This is a genomic window from Moorella naiadis (nom. illeg.) (assembly GCF_051020825.1).
GTDB classification, from domain to species: Bacteria; Bacillota; DSM-521; order Neomoorellales; family Neomoorellaceae; genus Neomoorella; species Neomoorella naiadis.
In genome coordinates this window covers 111,240-127,938 of record NZ_JAXGFQ010000009.1, presented here as the reverse complement: position 1 = coordinate 127,938, position 16,699 = coordinate 111,240, and the positions used below count along the sequence as shown (strand labels likewise).

Genomic DNA, 16,699 nt, shown 5'->3' with positions numbered 1-16,699 from the left:
AATGCCATTTTTGATGTCAAAGAGCGATTGCGTACCTGGCATGAGTTAGTTATTTTGGGGTTCTTGCACCAGAATCACACATATAAAAACAACAAACCGAAAAGAAGTTTTAAGGTGGTTGAGCTAAAGCGGGCTACCAATTTAGCCCCGTAGATGGCGCCTATGACAGCGCCGATACCCAGCACGACAGCGACCGGAATATTTACTGTATGCGCCACCAGTTTAAAAATAGAGCCCACCAGGGCCATCCAAATAAACGAAGCCATGGAAGTACCGATGGCTAATTTCATCGGCGCCTTAAATAGATACAAATATGAAGGTACTAAAGCATAACCGCCGCCAAGGCCAATAATCCCCGTCAAAAAACCGATGATTGACCCCAAAATGCTTTTTTGGGTGGGGCTACCAGGTATTTCTTGGGCCGATGGTAAATTTTGGTGGATATTTGACGGTCGACGCTGCAAACCTTCATACAACATCCTTAACGAAACTATGATGAAAGCAATACCTATAATCAGATCGATCAGATCGCCGTAGTTCTTTACGTAATTAAAGACTATCGAACCTATTATTACACCCAGCACGCCACTATAACCGGTAATCTTAGCAGTCTCTCCTTCTACATTACCCATCTTAATATGCTGAATCGCTCCAGAAGCAGCCGTAAAAACAACAGCCGTTAAAGTGGTTCCCACCGCAATCGCCGGATCAAAATTAAACCCGAAGCGAATCACCGGCATCATCAGAGCGCAACCTCCCGTTCCCAGGAGACCACCCATTATTCCCGCCAGGATACCGGTAATTAGATAAATTAAATATGCCATCTTAACCCTTCCTTTCATGGTTTTATATTTTATATCTCCCTATTTAAGAATATTATATTCTTCTAATGTACATATGTCAAGTTAACCTTCCATATTTAAATAAAAAACTTGCCCTTAAATTAACCCCAGCAAAAGCCAACCCATCTTGTTGCTAGCGCCTCTATTTCTTCCCTGCCTGTGTCTAGCGCCAGTGTTTCCCCTAGCATATTGGCCTGCCAAATATCTTTACGTTATATCTATAAGCGGGATTCCATCCATTGCGTCGACCCCTGCACACCAATTCCTTCTTGTGTTATGGCGACTAGCACCGCGACCACTACCGGAGCAACGGCTGCCAGTGATAAGGGCCATAAAAATCTTACAAGCGATGACTGCTTAATTTCTTATGAAAATAGTGGCTTGCATAGACCGCACCCAAAGGATTATGCGCTAAAACACGATCTTTAACCGCTAAAACCGTCACCGGAGCCTCGGAGTACTGGATAAATAAGGTATCGTGTCCTACACATAGGCAGACAATTACGTTCAAATCAGTCCCGGCCGCATTTAAAAGCTTGGCCTGGCCTATGGGATTGCACATGGGTTCATAAGAACCAGGGCGCACTTTCTCTTCGTTGGTAATACCCAATTCTTCTTTAGGCACCGACCCTGTTTTGCAGATAACCGAGTAGACCTCAAAGCCGTTACTTTGCAAAACGGCTGCAATGCGTTTGGCTTCTTCTCTTACGCCCGTACAAAAAGCCAGTCCTAACTTACGAAAACCTGCCCGCCGGGAAAACTCCATGATTTCTTCCAACCGTGTCCAGACGCCGTAGCCGGCAGCCTCTGTCCGAGCGGCATTCAAGGCAATATTATTTATCTCCGGCTTTTGGTATTCAGCCCTGGCTTCCTGGTAAATGGCTTTGTTCTCCTGCATGGGACAATTAGCCGGTAATCGCTCCAGTTCCCCCGTCCTACAGGCATAAACTCCGCATTGATCACAGCGCATTATTTAAAAGCCTCCTTAGTATGTCGATCAATAACAACATAAATAGTCCCCGCAAACAAAAAGCAAGGACTATAGACCTTTTTACGCCGTTAAGAATTATAATTCTTTACCTAGGGTATCGCCAGGTTGACAAATATAAACATTAGTAATTTCCACCAGCACAGCGGATTGGGGATGCAGCGCCGGATTTGCCTGTTTGACCCAAGCCACCGCATCGTCGAAAACCCGACCTGAAGTGTGAATAGTAGCTTTTCCTTTTATTTGGTAGGATTGCTTATCTTCCAGATTCCAGGTACATACCGTGATATAAGGATTGTTTATGAGATTGTCTTTTGATTTCTTCATGAAATTATCCACTACTAAAAGATGATGGTCGTCATACACTTTAACAAAAGTCATCGGCACCACGTTAGGTATGCCATCTTTAGACGCAGTAGCTACCGGAAAAACTCCCTGCTTTGCGATCACATTTTTAATTTCCGTATTCAGTTTGGCCATAAACCCAAACCCTCTTCCTTGAAAAATAAATTTTACTTGTAACTACTACCTAACCTGCCAACTCGGTAGCGAAAGCGCTCGAGCGCAAGACTAAACGTTTCTGTCCCGGCGATTACCATCCAGAACTTTATAATAAGCCTCTTCCCTGTAAACTACTTCAATAAGGCCAGCTTCTACCAAACGCCCAGTATATTTTGTCACCTCAGTCTTGTGTAAGCCAGTTAAAAAAGCAATCTCCGTTAGGGTGCATGGCCGCCGGCTGAGAAGGGTCACAATCTCCTTTTCAATATCCTGCTGGCTCCCGTGCCCGTACACCTTCCCGGCAAAATTACCAATTATCTCTGCTCTCTGCCCTAGCCGGGCAGCTATCCTCTCCATTTGCTCCTGTTCCAGGAGTCTGGCAAAAGCCTCCGCCGGGGGACGAGTAACAGTATTCAGCTGGATCTTCTCAACCGGTAAGTCTTTTAAAATTGCAGTCAGGGCAGTAATCTCTTCTTCCCCATCATTGAGCCCGCGGGCCAACATTACCTCTATCCAAAGGCGGCCACGAAACATATTGGCAAAGTCTTGCAACCCTTCAATAATCCGTTCCAAACTAAGCTGGCTACAGGGCCGGTTGATCTGCTCAAACGCCGGGATTGTAGCTGCATCCAGGGAAGGTATCACCAGATCCGCTGCTGCCAGATCTTCCCGTATATTTTGATCATATAGGAGTGATCCGTTGGTAAGTATGGCCACAGGTACGGACGTTAACCTTTTTAAGCCCTGGATTACCCGGCCGAGTCCCACATTAAGGGTAGGCTCACCGGAGCCGGAAATTGTCACATAGTCGGGTTGGGGATTTTCCTTGAGTTTTGTCTCCACTTCTTGCAGTACATCCGCTACCGGTACGTAATCCCTGCGCTGGATGGTGTGTACTGTTGTACGGCCTAACTGGCAGTAGATGCAATCATAGCTGCAGGTTTTAAAGGGCACAAGGTCGACTCCCAGGGACCACCCCAGCCGCCGTGACGGGACAGGGCCAAAAACATGACTCATTCTATTGCAACCCCTTTTTCGCCATGGTGAGCAACCTTACGCCGCGCCCATGCAATTGCTTGAACACCACGCCTTCAGAAACAAGCCTGAGCACCACTTCCGGCTCCACCACCCGCGTCCCGGAAATCAGGTCCACCCCGTAGTCAAACCATAGAGGTGTAAGGGGCGTTGTCGGGCCGAGCACCATTACCAGGCTGTCTTTCCGGCAAAGTTCAAGGAGGCCTTCCATTGTACCGTTTATAAGAGCCGTGCCGGTTATGGCCACCACGTCGGCCCTGGGGATGACGATCCCTGCTGTATCAGCCGGGAGATCGCCGCTTTGCGGCCTTCTTTCCAACACCCAGAGTTCCCTTGCTACCCGCCGTAGCGCGGGAACAAAAGGAAAGTGCCCCACCACGGCAACCCGTTTCCCCGCCCCCCTTTCTATTAATAATTCCCCGGCGTTAATATCCTGGCATTGCTCCATATCCACCTCTAACAAAGAATTGATCGCCGCAAGCCCGACAGAGGCTTCCAGAAGGCTTGCCGAGGTGGCATAGCGGCAAAGCTCGCGGACGCTTTTACCTGCCAGAGAGCCCGCTTCGCCTACGGGAAAGCGGTCTTCATGTTCGTGGATAAAGGTTGTCGAAGCCAGGCCGCAGTAACGGCTCCACACCCCCGTCCAGAACGGACCGATTCGTACATCCTTCACAATCTCATCGCCGGAAAGGTTGGCAATAATAGCGTCAATCAGGCTCATCCATTTCCCCCCTTTCGTAAAATGCTATAAACCAAAATGTAGCAGTTGGTACACGGTGGGGGAGGCGCCGATACCTCCGGATTTATCCAGAAGAAAAGGGTTGGTCGGGTCCAGGCGGGCTCCGGCATTCGCTATTCATCCCCGCCAGGTTCTAGTATAAACCCATAAAGGACATACGTCAATATAAACGTGCAAAAAGCAGCGAGGGCTGCTCTGTGCAATTAAAAACCCCAACCGCATACATAGTGGTTGGGGATAAACGCTAACCTGCTATTCACCTCCCCATAGCACGTGGTTCAATGGTGTAGTGCAAACGGGCAGGTCTCCTGACTTGAATATCCGGTGCTACAGGGGCTTGGCGGGTGTCGAAGCTTTGAAGATTGCATTAGCTTCGGTACTCCTGTTGGCCAGGCGGCGGCAGCGCCACCTGTTCTTTGTTATTTCTACCTTCCTCCTACCATCTCCGTACCCTCACCGTTTTATGGCCGTTTAGCACATTTAAAGACGCGATCTTAAATTTAAAAATATTGGCATCGATAACTTACGCTGGCCGCAATGTTATGGCTTGGCCAGGAATTTTAGCTGCGGTGATTTAACAAGGAAATCAAGGATATCCCAGGCTGCAGGTTTCAGATGCATTAACACTGGCCGCTTGAGAAAAATATTGACAGCGAAGTATTTGCCTATTAAAATAGTAATATGCAACATATGTCCAATTTACCAATACCACTATAGGAGGACGGTCATATGCAAGGTTATGCTATTGTAGCCTGCGGAACAATGCGGCCAGAGCTAGAGCGCTTAAAAGAAGAGGGCTTTTTAAAGACTGCAAAAATCTTTTACACTACTCCCGGCCTGCACCAGGAACCACCAGAATTAGCCCGGCAATTGGACCTGCAATTAAGTAGGGCTAAGAAATCCAGCAGGAAAATTATCGTCGTCTATGGTGGTAAGTTTTGCTACATCAACATTAATGACCCTTACGATAATATCGATGCCCTTATCAGCAGACAACAAGAAGAGGGTTATACAATCTCCAGGATCCAGGCCGAGAGGTGCTTTGATATGCTTGCCAGTAGCGAAGAAAGGGAAAAATTGGCTGCGGGCTCCAAGGTGTGGTGGCTTACGCCAGGTTGGATACTTTACCGTCATCAGGTATTTAAGGGTTGGGATAAAGCGCAGGCCAATGAAAATTTTCCCAAGCATGACGGCGGTGCCATTCTCCTGGACGGACTTGACTTTTTCAACCGTTACAGTTTGGAACATACGGAAGAACTCCTGGATTTTTCCGATTGGATGGCTCTGCCTATCCAGCCCTATAACCTTTCTCTGGAACGTTTGCGAACTTTGCTGGCAGCACAAATAAAAGAATGAAAATATTATACCCGCATTGTGACCATTGTCAATTAATATTAAAATATAGCGCTATAAGCCAAAGAGTTTGTAACAGTTGGTACACGGCGGGGGAGGCGCCGGCACTTCCGGGTTATCCAGGAGAAAAGGGTTGGTCAGGTCCAGGCGGTAACGGAAAGGCTGTTTAAATTCTCGGGCGGCTTTATTTTTAATCACCCTGGTCAGGCCTTCAGTAATATTGCCATAATTCAAGGGCTTAAAGGGCGCTTCCTGCCGGCAAAAGTAACGGGGTACCCTGCCTTTATAGGGCAGCCCCAGATAGACGCAGGGGGACACTTCACCGTAACTGTTGACAAAAATATGTTTCAAGGGCCGGGCATCGCAGACCATAACATCAGGATTAAACTGCAAAGGATAGACTCTTAAAGGGAGGCTCTGCCGCCGGGCCCGTTCTTCAGCGTCTTGGATGACAAGAAGATATTCTTGAAAAATTACTTCTCCCGGGCAGGCAAAAGCCCTTAAATCTTCCAGCTCTGGAGAAAGAGTTAGATCCAGGTTGGTGACCACCACTTCATCGGCCCCGGCGCCGGCAGCTAATTCTACAAAGGCCGGCAGCTCATGGAGATTTCTCCTGGTCATCAGGTAGGAACAAACAATTTTGGGTAAAGGGCTACCTTGCTTTTGTTTGATAGCCGCCAGGCGGCCAATGTTTGTCAGCAATCGTTTGAGGCTGGAGCCGGACCGTAACGCGGCATGGGTAACCGGATTGCCCCCGGCTACGGAAAGGCCCAGAATATCACTCTGCATTTCTACCAGCCGCTCCAAAACAGCGGGACCCAGAAGAACGCCGTTGGTAGTGAAGCCCACCCGGCAGCCCTGTTCTTGGGCCAGCTGCATCATATCAAATAGCCGCGGGTGCAATAGTGGTTCGCCCCAGCCCTGGAAGTAAATTAACCCTATCTGGCGCAGATAAGGGGCAATATAGCGCACGAAGAGTTCCCACGTGAAGTCGGCGTCATACCAGCCGTCTTGCAAAAGGGTGTGGGGACAAAAAGAACATTTAAGCTGGCAACGGCTGGTGACCTCCAGTTGGAGGACCGGTATTTTTGGCGCTGCCGGTAAAAGTCCCCGGAAAATGGTTTTAAAGTTCGGCCATTGCATCAGCTATCATACTGCTTTCTTTTAAGCCTATTCACTGGTAAACCGGAAGGCACGTCCTGTTTCATTGTAAATAAACTTATTTCCCAAGGCCTGGTAGAGGGCGGAACTGGCCTGAAAGCCGGTGCAGTGGCAGGCTACCAGGTACCGGAGACCGAAACGCGGCAGGGCCTTGATCGTCTTCTCCAGTCGCTCCGGACCGGCGTCCTTTAAGTGGGTGCCGCCGATGACGGCGAAGATGCGGCTGGCACCGGTAAGGTCCAGGATGCGCTCCAGGGTGCTGATTAGCCCAGAGTGGGCGCAGCCCAGGAGCACCAGCGGCCCTTCCCTGGTAGTAATGATTAAAGACTGGTCGTCCCAGAGGTTGTCCTGGAGGTACTCACCACCGGCAAGGAGGCGAAATTCCCGGCTCAAGGCTTCAAAAGCCTGCCGGGGCCGGATTTAGCCGGTCAAGACAATTCCTTCTGCCAGCTCGACGGGTTGCCGGGAGAGGTGGAAAACCGCCCCGCTGGTTTCTAATTCTGCCCGCGACCACGGGATGCCGATATACCTGGCTTCCTCCCCTTCCCGGAGGCGGTATTTGGCCATAAAGACATCGGGGTGGGCGTATACGGGAAGGGGCCCGGTAATTTCGCAGATCTTTTTTAGGCCACCGGTATGGTCGTCATGGCCGTGGCTTAAGGCAATAGCTGTAATTTCCCGGGGATCGAGACCCAGGCTTAACATATTCTGCACAATGGCGCCTCCGGCCCCGGTGTCGAAGAGAATAGTCTTTTCCCCGGTTCGTACCAGAAAAGCCAGGCCGTGCTCGGCTATGAGGCCTCTGGTGGTTACTGTATTGTCTACCAGGTTAATGATTTCTATGGTACCAGCCATCTTTATTTGTCCTCCCTTAAATTATTTCATTATTTCTATGGTCATTTCTAATCGCGGCAGCACCCGCCGGGCGGGCAGCTATCCGGCCGGGAATCCCTCTCGCAGCACAGCGTTTTCCCGCCGGCGTCGGGGCGGCTTTTTATTATATATGGTGCCGAGAATACCCTTACTAATCTCGTGCTGCCGCAAGTAAAGACAAATAGCTGCATCTTCACGCTTGTTAAATGTACTTACAGCCCCGCAATTGCTGCATTGGAATTCAAATTCCGGCATTCGCTATTCATCCCTGCTCGATTCTAGTATAAATCTATAAAGAACATACGTCAATATCGCCTTGAAAAAAACTTGTCAGCCCGCATCTTATGCTGGACGGTAGCCGCCGCACTTCCGCCGCTAACCAATACATCCGTTTGCTTCAAACCGGTCGTCCCTTTCCATGGGTTTTGTTAATACTAGAACTTAATTGCAGAAAAAGCGTAGTAATTATTGGGTTATACGTCAATATTAGCCAGGGGAAAAAATACGGCTAGTATAATTTGGTTTTATATTTGTATCTACCATGCAGCCTTTTTCAACGACCACTTATTCTCCCATCCGGTCCACAATGTTTCCACCGCTTCCACCAGCACCGCATCAAACTGGATGGCTTTGTTGGCTGCAACTTCTTCCCAACAGCGGTGCCAGGTCAAAGCCGGACGATATGGCCGTTCCGAGGTCATGGCATCGATGGCATCACATAAAGCAATAATCCGTGAGCCTAAGGGGATAGTCTCGCCTTTTAAGCCGGCCGGGTAACCCTTGCCGTCCCACCGTTCATGATGATAAAGAACTAGTTGAGCTATTGGCTTCAATCGCGGCGATTTAGCCAAAATATTAAAACCTATTTCCGGGTGGCGCTGGATCGCTGCTCGTTCGTGAGGTAAAAGGCGCCCCGGTTTACGCAAAATCTGGTCCGGGACGCCAATTTTCCCAATATCATGCAAATGGGCGGCTATATGTATTTTCTCAAGTTCTGCGCCTTTAATCCCAATTCTCCTGGCCAGGTCAAAGCCATATCCGCCACACGTTGCGAATGTTCTTCACTATAAGGATCCCTGGCTTCCAGGGTGGCCGTTAAACATTCAATAATGTCATGGTAGACCCCATGGAGGTCACGCCCATATATCCAGGAAAGCATCCCGTTTCCCCTTCCGGTTGTGAGAACCCCCTTTAATCGCCAAAAACCGCGGGTAGATATTATCTTCCAGTTCTGTGACACCCGTCACAAACTCCCCCGCAACCTGGGCAACCTGTTCCTCTCAAGGTTACCAGCAGATGCCGCGCCAGAATGCCAGCCGCCAGAATACCTGCTCCGGCTAAAACGGCAATTTCCATTGCTTTCCTCCCCTTATAGCGGCGCTCAAAACATTCCAGTACTCGTTTTAGCCAAGTCCTAGGATTCTCCCTACCTGGAAGACCAGCGCCGCCATCACCCAACCCAGTACCAAACTATAACCTATGGCAAAGGCAGTCCAGCTCCAGGAATTAGTCTCCCGGCGTATGGCCGCGATAGTTGCTACGCAGGGAATGTAAATCAGGGTCATAACCATAAAAGCGTACGCGGAAAGGGGCGTCCAGGAATTTGCAATAGCGCCTGTCAAGCCGTTTTCCTCTACTCCGTAGAGCACCCCCAGGGTGCCGACGACCACTTCTTTAGCCAGGATGCCAAAAACCAGGGCTACCGCCGCTTGCCAGGTGCCGAAACCGGCCGGTTTAAAGATCGGCGCCAGCATAGTTCCCAGTTTCCCGATCAGGCTCGCCTGGCTGGCGTATTCCACCCCCAGGGGCAGGTTGGAAAGGAACCAGATCAGCACCACAACACCGACAATAACGGTGCCGGCCTTGCGGACAAAAGAGCTCCCTCTTTCCCACATGTGAATCAAGGTGCCTTTAAGGGTCGGGACCCGGTAAGGCGGCAGCTCCATGACAAAGGGAGCGGTTTCCCCTTTAAAAAGAAAGGTCTTAAAGATTTTGCCCATGATAATGGCCAGCACAATACCTAAAAGGTACAGGGAGAAGATTACCCAACCCTGATTGGCTGTAAAGAAGGCGCCAGTGAAAAGGACGTAAACCGGTAAGCGGGCCGTGCAGGACATCAAGGGATTAATAAGAATAGTAATCAACCGGTCCTTACGATTTTCCAGCGTTCTGGTAGCCATAATAGCCGGGACATTGCAGCCAAAGCCGATTAAAAGCGGGACAAAGGATTTACCGTGCAACCCCATAGCATGCATCAGCCGGTCCATAATGTAGGCAGCCCTAGCCATATAACCGCTATCTTCCAGGAGGGAAATGGCCAGGAAAAGCAAGAAAATGGGAGGGATAAAAACAAGCACCGAACCCACACCCCCGATTATCCCCTCTGTTAAAAAGGAGGTCAGCAGTTGTGGCGCCCCCCCAGCTTCCAGCCAGTTGGTAGTAAGGGCTTTTAAACTCTCAAAAACGGTTTCCACCCAACCAATCATGGGGTCACCCAACTTAAAGGTAAACTGAAAAACAGCCCACATCGCCAGGAGAAAAATGGGAAGCCCCAGGTATCTATTTGTTACTATGCTGTCAATTTTATCTGATAAAGTAAGTCTTTCCTCCAGGGTCTGGCGCTTAGTAACAGCCTCTTTTACCAGGCCGTTGATAAAACCGTAACGGCGATCGGCAATAAGGGCTTCTGCTTCTTCCCCCAACTTTTCATTGAGCTGTTTTTTGCTTCGAGCTGCCACTTCAAGGATCTGTTTGGCCCCTTCTTTTTGTAGCTCTTCCTGGATCCGTTCATCGTCTTCCAAAAGTTTTATCGCCAGCCACCTGGCCGGGTATTTAGCGGCAAGATTAGCTTCCTGCTTTATAATTTGCTCTAATTTATCCAGTTGTTTTTCAATTTCCGTTCCATAGTTCACTCTTAACGGCCGGTAGGCTGCCTCCCCGACTCTTTGGGCAACCGCCGCTACAAGTTCTTTAATACCCTCGCCACGCGTAGCTACGGTCGGCACTACCGGAACCCCTAACGCTTGCGCCAGGCGCAAGATATTAATTTCGATCTTGCGTGCCCTGGCCTCATCAACCATATTTAAAGCAACGATTACATTGGCCCCCATCTCCAACAATTGGGTAGTCAAGTATAAGTTGCGCTCCAGGTTGGAAGCGTCGACGACATTGACAACAGCCTCAGGTTTCTCAAAGAGGATAAAATTACGAGCGATTAGCTCGTCCTCACTGTAAGCGCCAAGGCTATAAGTCCCGGGCAAATCGACAATATTAAAGTTCTGTCCTTGATAGCACAGCTTCCCTTCTTTTTTCTCCACCGTCACGCCCGGCCAGTTGCCAACATGCTGGCGGGCGCCGGTCAAATCATTAAAAATACTGGTCTTACCTGAATTGGGATTGCCGACTAAGGCAATAATCTTCCCCCTTTCAGGTTTAGTCGTTAACGTTGCCTCCATGGGTTCCCCTCCTTAAAAAATGACCATTCGCAACGAAAAGAAACTGTTAAGTATGCCTAACATCACCCTGCCAAGATATCATTTGTTGCCAAATGAGCGCCCATACCTATCAGACATACCTCAGTCATAATAAGCCCTTTTTTAGTATCAACCAGCCGTATTTAAACGGCGAAATCCAGCCTGAAAATAGGAAAATCCAACAGCCAGGCTACTCTCCCACTGCTTCGACCATAATCTTATGGGCCATGCCCCGCCCGATTGCCAGGCGGCCACTCCCCGAGTCGTTTCCCAGCGAAATGATTATGGGACCGAAGTTATCGTTACGGATAATCCTGATGGTCTTTCCCCGAACCATGCCCAGCTCTGTCAGCCGGTGCCGCAGGGTCATACCGCCGGCAACTTCTTTAATAACTGCCTCCCGGCCTGTATTTAAAAATTCTAAGGGTAATAAGCCGTTACTCATAAATGAACACCTCTTCACTATTTAAGTTGCTCCACAAAAATAGTGGCTGCTTCTTTTTTACGCAAGCTCAAGTTGTATCCCTTAATTTTTAATTCAATGGGATCGCCTAACGGAGCTACTCCAGTAACAGCTACTTCCGTGCCGGGAACCACTCCCATGTCCAGCAGGCGGCGGCGGATTTCGCCGGTAGCGGTAATTTTAATTACCCTGCCGCTGGCACCCTTCATCAGCTCGCTTAAAGCACGGATGTTGCTGCTTTCCATAGCCTCCATGACAATAGCCTCCTTTCCCTTTTTGTTTCCTTGTAATTCATCACATAACTCTTCACATCCGTTGCCAGTTTCTTTTTCGAGGTATTCTGCCAGCCTAGCTAAAGTTAACGGGCTTACTACATGTTCTATCAAACAGGCATCCTTTTGGGCCGTACCGGCATCGACGCCCAAGATTTCTACCAGGAAACGATACAATAGCTGATGGCGGCGCTGAATTCTGGCCGCCTCCCGCCTGCCTGCCAGCGTCAGCTCGATGGGGCCATACCTTTCTTGCTTGATCAGCTTAAGGCTGGCCAGGGTGCTCATGGCCTGACTGACACTGGCTTTGGCGATCCCCAGACTGGCGGCAATATCAGTAACCCGCACAGGGCCCTCATTTTCGGTAAGTTTCAAAATAACTTCCAGGTAATCCTGCATGGCGGGAGAAATAGCCAATGTGCCGATCAATTTATCGCCCTCTTCTTATGGCCGGAGAGTGATTTTCATTCTCATTTACTCAATAATAAAATAGCACTAAGTTGTATCTCTGTCAAGCCTTTTATTGACCCCCCTATAGTACAAGCGATATTATTACTTGTAAATGCCTGAACTTTTGTTCCGTTAAATTGCATTCGCCATTTTTCTCCCTCTTTGCCTGAAAAAGCATGGGGATCTCCAGGGACGTATTCAAATTTTTCAGTAGCTTCCTACCGGCATCTTACTGTACTTACTGTAAGCAATTACTTGCTTGGCCATGGCCAAAAGACAATAAAATACCTGCCTTAAGTTGGCCCTACAACAGGCAGGTTCGATGTCCTAACCAGGGAGAAAAGTGCCGCGGCAGCAAATCTCATGACAATTTACGCCACCTTAGTAGAAAACAAAAACTGGGGCGCAGTCAGCTTTTTCCCGAGGTGAGAACAGTTACTCAACAAGCTGACAGCAGATAATCGACCTTACCTAGGTAATAATCTATCTCGCCCAACCCGCCCTGGTATACTTTTCTAACCAGCTCCATAGTATCCTCCAACTTTTTGCCCACAATACCAGTACCCGACTCTAAGATCGCTCCCTGACTGGCCATAAAGCCGGCCCGGACAGCTTCAACTGCTGCAGTACTTATTTTCAAAGCGCAACTTTCTTTGGCGCCGTCACAAATAATACAGCAAAGGTTGCCCAAGATGATTTGCATTGCGTTAATAATTTGCTCATTGCTGCCGCCTAAAAGCCAGCAGATGGCCGCCGCTACACCGGCACCTCCGGTTACTGCCCCGCATAACGGTGATAGCTTGCCGGTATAAGCCCTCAGGTACATGTTGGTAAAATGAGCTACTGCTAAGGCCCGGGTTATCTTTTTCGGATCTGCTCCCAGATTTTGGCTCATCAACAGCAGCGGTACTGCAGCCAGAATACCCTGATTGCCGCTACCGGCGCAGGTTAAGACGGGGTATGTAGCACCCGCCATCCGCTCTGCCACCGCAATTCCGGTAAAGGTGCGGGCTTGTTCTGCTAAACCTCCTACCTCGGTACCTGGACGCCGGAAAAAGGAAACCAGGGAAGATAGAGGCTCCCTCATACCTTGCTCGACTTCCCGGGCGAAGGCCAAAATCTCGTTAGCTCCCTGGTAAAGGAAATTTATCTCCTCCGTTGGAAGCGAGAAAACCTGCTTTAGCAAAGTTTGGGAATCTTGCGCCAGCAAAGCTTCCAATTGTAGATCAAGATGCTCTCCTTGTCTACCGATTAATTGGCCATCCAGCCATAAAGCCGCAAAGTTTTTATGATTGCCTTTTAACTCGACAATAACCTCATGCTGTTTTGATGTGGCTAGAGCCCGGGTATATAAGCCCTCCTTGTCGCCAATAACCCTGACCTTAATAGTTCCTTCCAGGATAAACTTCTTGGCCTGTTGCACCTGGTCGGGCGTTAAATAGGCCAGCAGGCGCTGGCCTGCCTCTACCGGCGCCAGCAGGCCCATAGCCGCCGCCATGGCCAAGCCCTTTTCTGCGGTTCCCGGCAAACCAACCCGACGGGCATTCTTCCAAACCGCCGAACTGACGGAAATATCAACCATTTGCGGTAAAATACCCAATATCTCCCTGGCCTTAGCTGTGGCCAAGGCCACCATTACCGGTTCGGTACACCCGACTGCTATATCGGCTTCTTGATGGAGTAGATTTATCAGGCTTCGCTGATCAAGCAAGGCTTTCCCTCCCGGTCCCCTATCTGTCCTTCTCGTTTTACTAACGGCACCCATCGTTGACTACGCCAGGCCCTTGCACCCATATTTAATTTTTGGTACCGTTGTTCACTTTCATTTACATTATTAGTATAAGACCATAGAGAGCATATGTCAATATTTAAAATTAAAAAGTAAAGTATGTTGCTGGCGTACCTAGCACGGGAACTTGACCGGATCGCCCTGCGGTCCGCGAGGATTTACCGTACCTTTTGTACGACTACCACAGCAGCAATAAACAATAAGGCGGCATAGACCCCCAGCACGGCCAGGGAGACGGGCAGGAGGCCCTGACCCTGGGCCAGGGCTCGCAGGGCGTAACTGGTATGGGTCAGGGGCAGGGCTTTAATAAGGTAAGCCACGCCCAGGGGCAAGCGGTCCGGCAGGAAAAAGGTGCCGCTTAAAAAAGACATAGGCAAAATAACAAAAGTAGAAAAGTTGGCCATATCCTCATGGGAGTTGATGGTCATGGCCGCCACCACTCCCAGGGCGGCAAAAAGGAAACAGGTCAAAATTATAATCACGAAAAACCAGGCGTTCAGGGCCAATTTTGCCCCGAATAAAAAGGCCAGGCCCAGGATAATTAAAGCAGCAATCAGGCCGCGCACCGTACCTGCCAGGACTTGTCCGAAAACAAAGGAGCCGGCGCTTAAAGGAGCGATCAGGTATTCTTCTAAGGTTTTATAATATAAACGGCTGATGTTCAGGGAAATACCCACGACGTTAAAGCTGGTGTTCATGGCCGACAGGGCGATAATGCCGGGTACCACAAATTCCAGGTAATTGCCGCCGTCCATGCGCACGCCCCGTCCCAGGCCCCAGCCGAAAGCCACCAGGTACAACAAAGGGCTCACCAGGCGCGAGGCAAAAAACTTGTAAAAGGTGCGCTTCAAGACTATCATTTCCCGCCAAAAGACCGTATAAAACTCCATGTCAATCTTCCACCTTCCGCCCGGTTAACTCAATAAAAACGTCTTCCAGGTTAGTAGCGCGAATTAAAACATTCCCTGTTACTTTGCGGGCGTAATTCAGAGCCTCTTCCCGGGAGGAAAAAAGTTTATAGCCTGTTTCCGTGCTCGCAAAAGACTCAACAGCAACTTCCCCCACCTTTTGTTTCAGCTCGCCGGGTGTACCCAGGGCAATGAGTTGCCCCCGGTCCATAATGCCTACCCGCTGGCAAAGCATCTCGGCTTCTTCAATGTAATGGGTGGTCAAGAGTACGGTCATCCCCTCGCTGTTCATCCGCCGGATTAAATCCCAGATTTTCCGGCGGGTCTGGGGGTCAAGACCCACCGTCGGCTCGTCCAGGAAAAGAACGCGCGGCCGGTGCATCAGCGCCCGGGCGATCATCAGCCGGCGCTTCATCCCGCCGGAAAATTTACTCACCAGGTCATCGGCCCGCTCTTCCAGTTCCACATAAGCTAAGAGTTCATTAATCCTTGCTTGCCGCTCTTTAGCGGGCATCTTGTGCAGGCGGCCGTGTAGTTCCAGGTTTTCCCGGGCGGTAAGCTCCTGGTCCAGGTTCATCTGCTGGGGCACTACCCCAATGGCTTGTTTCACCTTGCCTAAATCCCGCGTTACGTCGCAGCCGTTGATCAGGGCCCTGCCGCCGCTGGGCCTGGTCAGCATGGTTAGCATCCGCACGGTGGTAGTTTTACCGGCACCATTGGGGCCGAGTAAAGCAAAGATTTCCCCGCTTTTGATCTGGAGGTTCAGTCCGGCTACGGCGACAATATTGCCGTAATGTTTGCTAAGCCCCTGAATTGCAATCACTTTGCCAATACCTCCCGGAGTTTCTCGTGGTCGACATGCATCTCCTGGAATGGTTGGCGGCGCGTGCGGTGGAGCAGGGCGAGGTTTGCTACGGCATAGACATCCTCGGGTATTACCTCGGTACGCCCGTCCAGGGCGGTCATAGTTCTGGCCGCCTTCATCATCACCAGGTCGGCCCGGTGGCCGTCCACACCCATTTCAATGGCGATCTTCGCAATGAGATAAAGGATTTCCTCCGGTATTTTTACTTGCGGTAAAATCTCTATAGCCGTCACAATTTGCCGGCGCAGCTTTTCCTGCTTCCCTTCCCACCGGGTTATAAACCCTTCCGGATCTTCTTCAAAGGCGACGCGGCGTTTAATGATTTCTACCCTTTCCCTGGGGTCCAGGATGCCGGTGATATTGACGCAGAGGCCAAAGCGGTCTAAAAGCTGCGGCCTTAGTTCCCCTTCCTCCGGGTTCATGGTACCGACCAGGATGAAATTGGCCGGGTGGGTGAAGGATACGCCTTCCCGCTCGACAGTATTGACGCCCATAGCTGCGGAATCCAGCAGCACATCCACCACATGGTCATCGAGAAGGTTTACTTCGTCTACATAAAGAATGCCCCGGTTGACCTGGGCCAGGACGCCGGGTTCAAAATGCTTTTTCCCTTTTTTTATGGCCCGTTCAATGTCCAGGGTGCCAACCACCCGGTCTTCGGTGGCAGAAACAGGCAGGTCTACTACCCGCATTCTCCGCCGGCTCCGCGGTAGTTCTTCACCGGCCTCTAACCGCCGGCGACAACTTGAACACATGGTGGTAATATCCGCAGGATCACAGCTAAATGGACAATCGGCCACCACCTCTATCTCCGGTAGCAAAGCCGCCAGGGCCCGCACGGCAGTTGACTTGGCCGTTCCTTTTTCCCCGCGAATGAGAATCCCCGAAAGTTTGGGGTTGACGGCGTTTAAAAGCAAACCTTTTTTCATTTCTTCCTGCCCTACCAGGGCGGCAAAAGAGTAAACTATTGTTCCTGGTTGCACTCCC

At 50.0% G+C, this 16,699-nt stretch carries 16 protein-coding genes and 1 pseudogene; 1 reads left to right on the top strand and 16 read right to left on the bottom strand.

Annotation, left to right across the window (positions count from 1 at the left end; genetic code table 11):
• Positions 1–74: 74 nt before the first annotated feature.
• From SDD30_RS08055 to SDD30_RS08035, 5 genes are all read right to left on the bottom strand, one after another.
• Positions 75–824 (bottom strand): sulfite exporter TauE/SafE family protein, encoded by a 750-nt coding sequence (locus tag SDD30_RS08055; protein ID WP_434074407.1) that lies wholly within the window; start codon positions 822–824, stop codon positions 75–77.
• Between the two features lie 358 nt (positions 825–1,182).
• A complete protein-coding gene (locus SDD30_RS08050) occupies positions 1,183–1,812 on the bottom strand; it encodes a DUF1847 domain-containing protein (RefSeq protein WP_434074406.1) in 630 nt (209 codons plus the stop codon).
• Between the two features lie 96 nt (positions 1,813–1,908).
• A complete protein-coding gene (locus SDD30_RS08045; RefSeq protein WP_434074405.1) occupies positions 1,909–2,310 on the bottom strand; it encodes a pyridoxamine 5'-phosphate oxidase family protein in 402 nt (133 codons plus the stop codon).
• A gap of 90 nt (positions 2,311–2,400) precedes the next feature.
• Entirely contained in the window at positions 2,401–3,285 is an 885-nt protein-coding gene (locus SDD30_RS08040; protein WP_434074404.1) for a radical SAM protein, read from the bottom strand.
• Between the two features lie 64 nt (positions 3,286–3,349).
• Positions 3,350–4,087: a Rossmann-like domain-containing protein gene (locus tag SDD30_RS08035; protein ID WP_434074403.1), complete on the bottom strand. Its 738-nt coding sequence runs from the start codon at positions 4,085–4,087 to the stop codon at positions 3,350–3,352.
• Positions 4,088–4,834: 747 nt separating this feature from the next.
• Here SDD30_RS08035 and SDD30_RS08030 point away from each other — a divergent pair.
• Positions 4,835–5,461: a DUF1638 domain-containing protein gene (locus SDD30_RS08030; protein WP_434074402.1), complete on the top strand. Its 627-nt coding sequence runs from the start codon at positions 4,835–4,837 to the stop codon at positions 5,459–5,461.
• A 51-nt stretch (positions 5,462–5,512) separates the two neighbouring features.
• On the opposite strand, the gene SDD30_RS08025 is transcribed toward SDD30_RS08030, so the two are convergent.
• The 11 genes and pseudogenes from SDD30_RS08025 to SDD30_RS07975 form a co-directional block, all read right to left on the bottom strand.
• Complete coding sequence (locus tag SDD30_RS08025; RefSeq protein WP_434074401.1) at positions 5,513–6,601, bottom strand: radical SAM protein; 1,089 nt, start codon at positions 6,599–6,601, stop codon at positions 5,513–5,515.
• A 27-nt stretch (positions 6,602–6,628) separates the two neighbouring features.
• A complete protein-coding gene (locus tag SDD30_RS08020) occupies positions 6,629–7,012 on the bottom strand; it encodes an MBL fold metallo-hydrolase (RefSeq protein WP_434074400.1) in 384 nt (127 codons plus the stop codon).
• Between the two features lie 27 nt (positions 7,013–7,039).
• Positions 7,040–7,474, bottom strand: coding sequence for an MBL fold metallo-hydrolase (locus SDD30_RS08015; protein WP_434074399.1), 435 nt, complete (start codon positions 7,472–7,474; stop codon positions 7,040–7,042).
• A 554-nt stretch (positions 7,475–8,028) separates the two neighbouring features.
• A pseudogene (locus tag SDD30_RS08010) lies at positions 8,029–8,651 on the bottom strand (HD-GYP domain-containing protein).
• 244 nt (positions 8,652–8,895) lie between these two features.
• Positions 8,896–10,947 (bottom strand): ferrous iron transport protein B, encoded by a 2,052-nt coding sequence (gene feoB, locus SDD30_RS08005; protein WP_434074398.1) that lies wholly within the window; start codon positions 10,945–10,947, stop codon positions 8,896–8,898.
• A 208-nt stretch (positions 10,948–11,155) separates the two neighbouring features.
• Entirely contained in the window at positions 11,156–11,410 is a 255-nt protein-coding gene (locus SDD30_RS08000) for a FeoA family protein (RefSeq protein WP_434074397.1), read from the bottom strand.
• 17 nt (positions 11,411–11,427) lie between these two features.
• Positions 11,428–12,129, bottom strand: a complete 702-nt coding sequence (locus SDD30_RS07995) for a metal-dependent transcriptional regulator (protein ID WP_434074396.1) — start codon at positions 12,127–12,129, stop codon at positions 11,428–11,430.
• A gap of 460 nt (positions 12,130–12,589) precedes the next feature.
• Complete coding sequence (locus SDD30_RS07990; RefSeq protein WP_434074395.1) at positions 12,590–13,861, bottom strand: L-cysteine desulfidase family protein; 1,272 nt, start codon at positions 13,859–13,861, stop codon at positions 12,590–12,592.
• Between the two features lie 236 nt (positions 13,862–14,097).
• Entirely contained in the window at positions 14,098–14,829 is a 732-nt protein-coding gene (locus SDD30_RS07985) for an ABC transporter permease (protein ID WP_434074394.1), read from the bottom strand.
• A 1-nt stretch (position 14,830) separates the two neighbouring features.
• Positions 14,831–15,670, bottom strand: coding sequence for an ABC transporter ATP-binding protein (locus SDD30_RS07980; protein WP_434074393.1), 840 nt, complete (start codon positions 15,668–15,670; stop codon positions 14,831–14,833).
• Entirely contained in the window at positions 15,667–16,695 is a 1,029-nt protein-coding gene (locus tag SDD30_RS07975; protein ID WP_434074392.1) for a magnesium chelatase ATPase subunit I, read from the bottom strand. The genes SDD30_RS07980 and SDD30_RS07975 overlap by 4 nt, the downstream gene beginning before the upstream one ends.
• Positions 16,696–16,699: the final 4 nt, after the last annotated feature.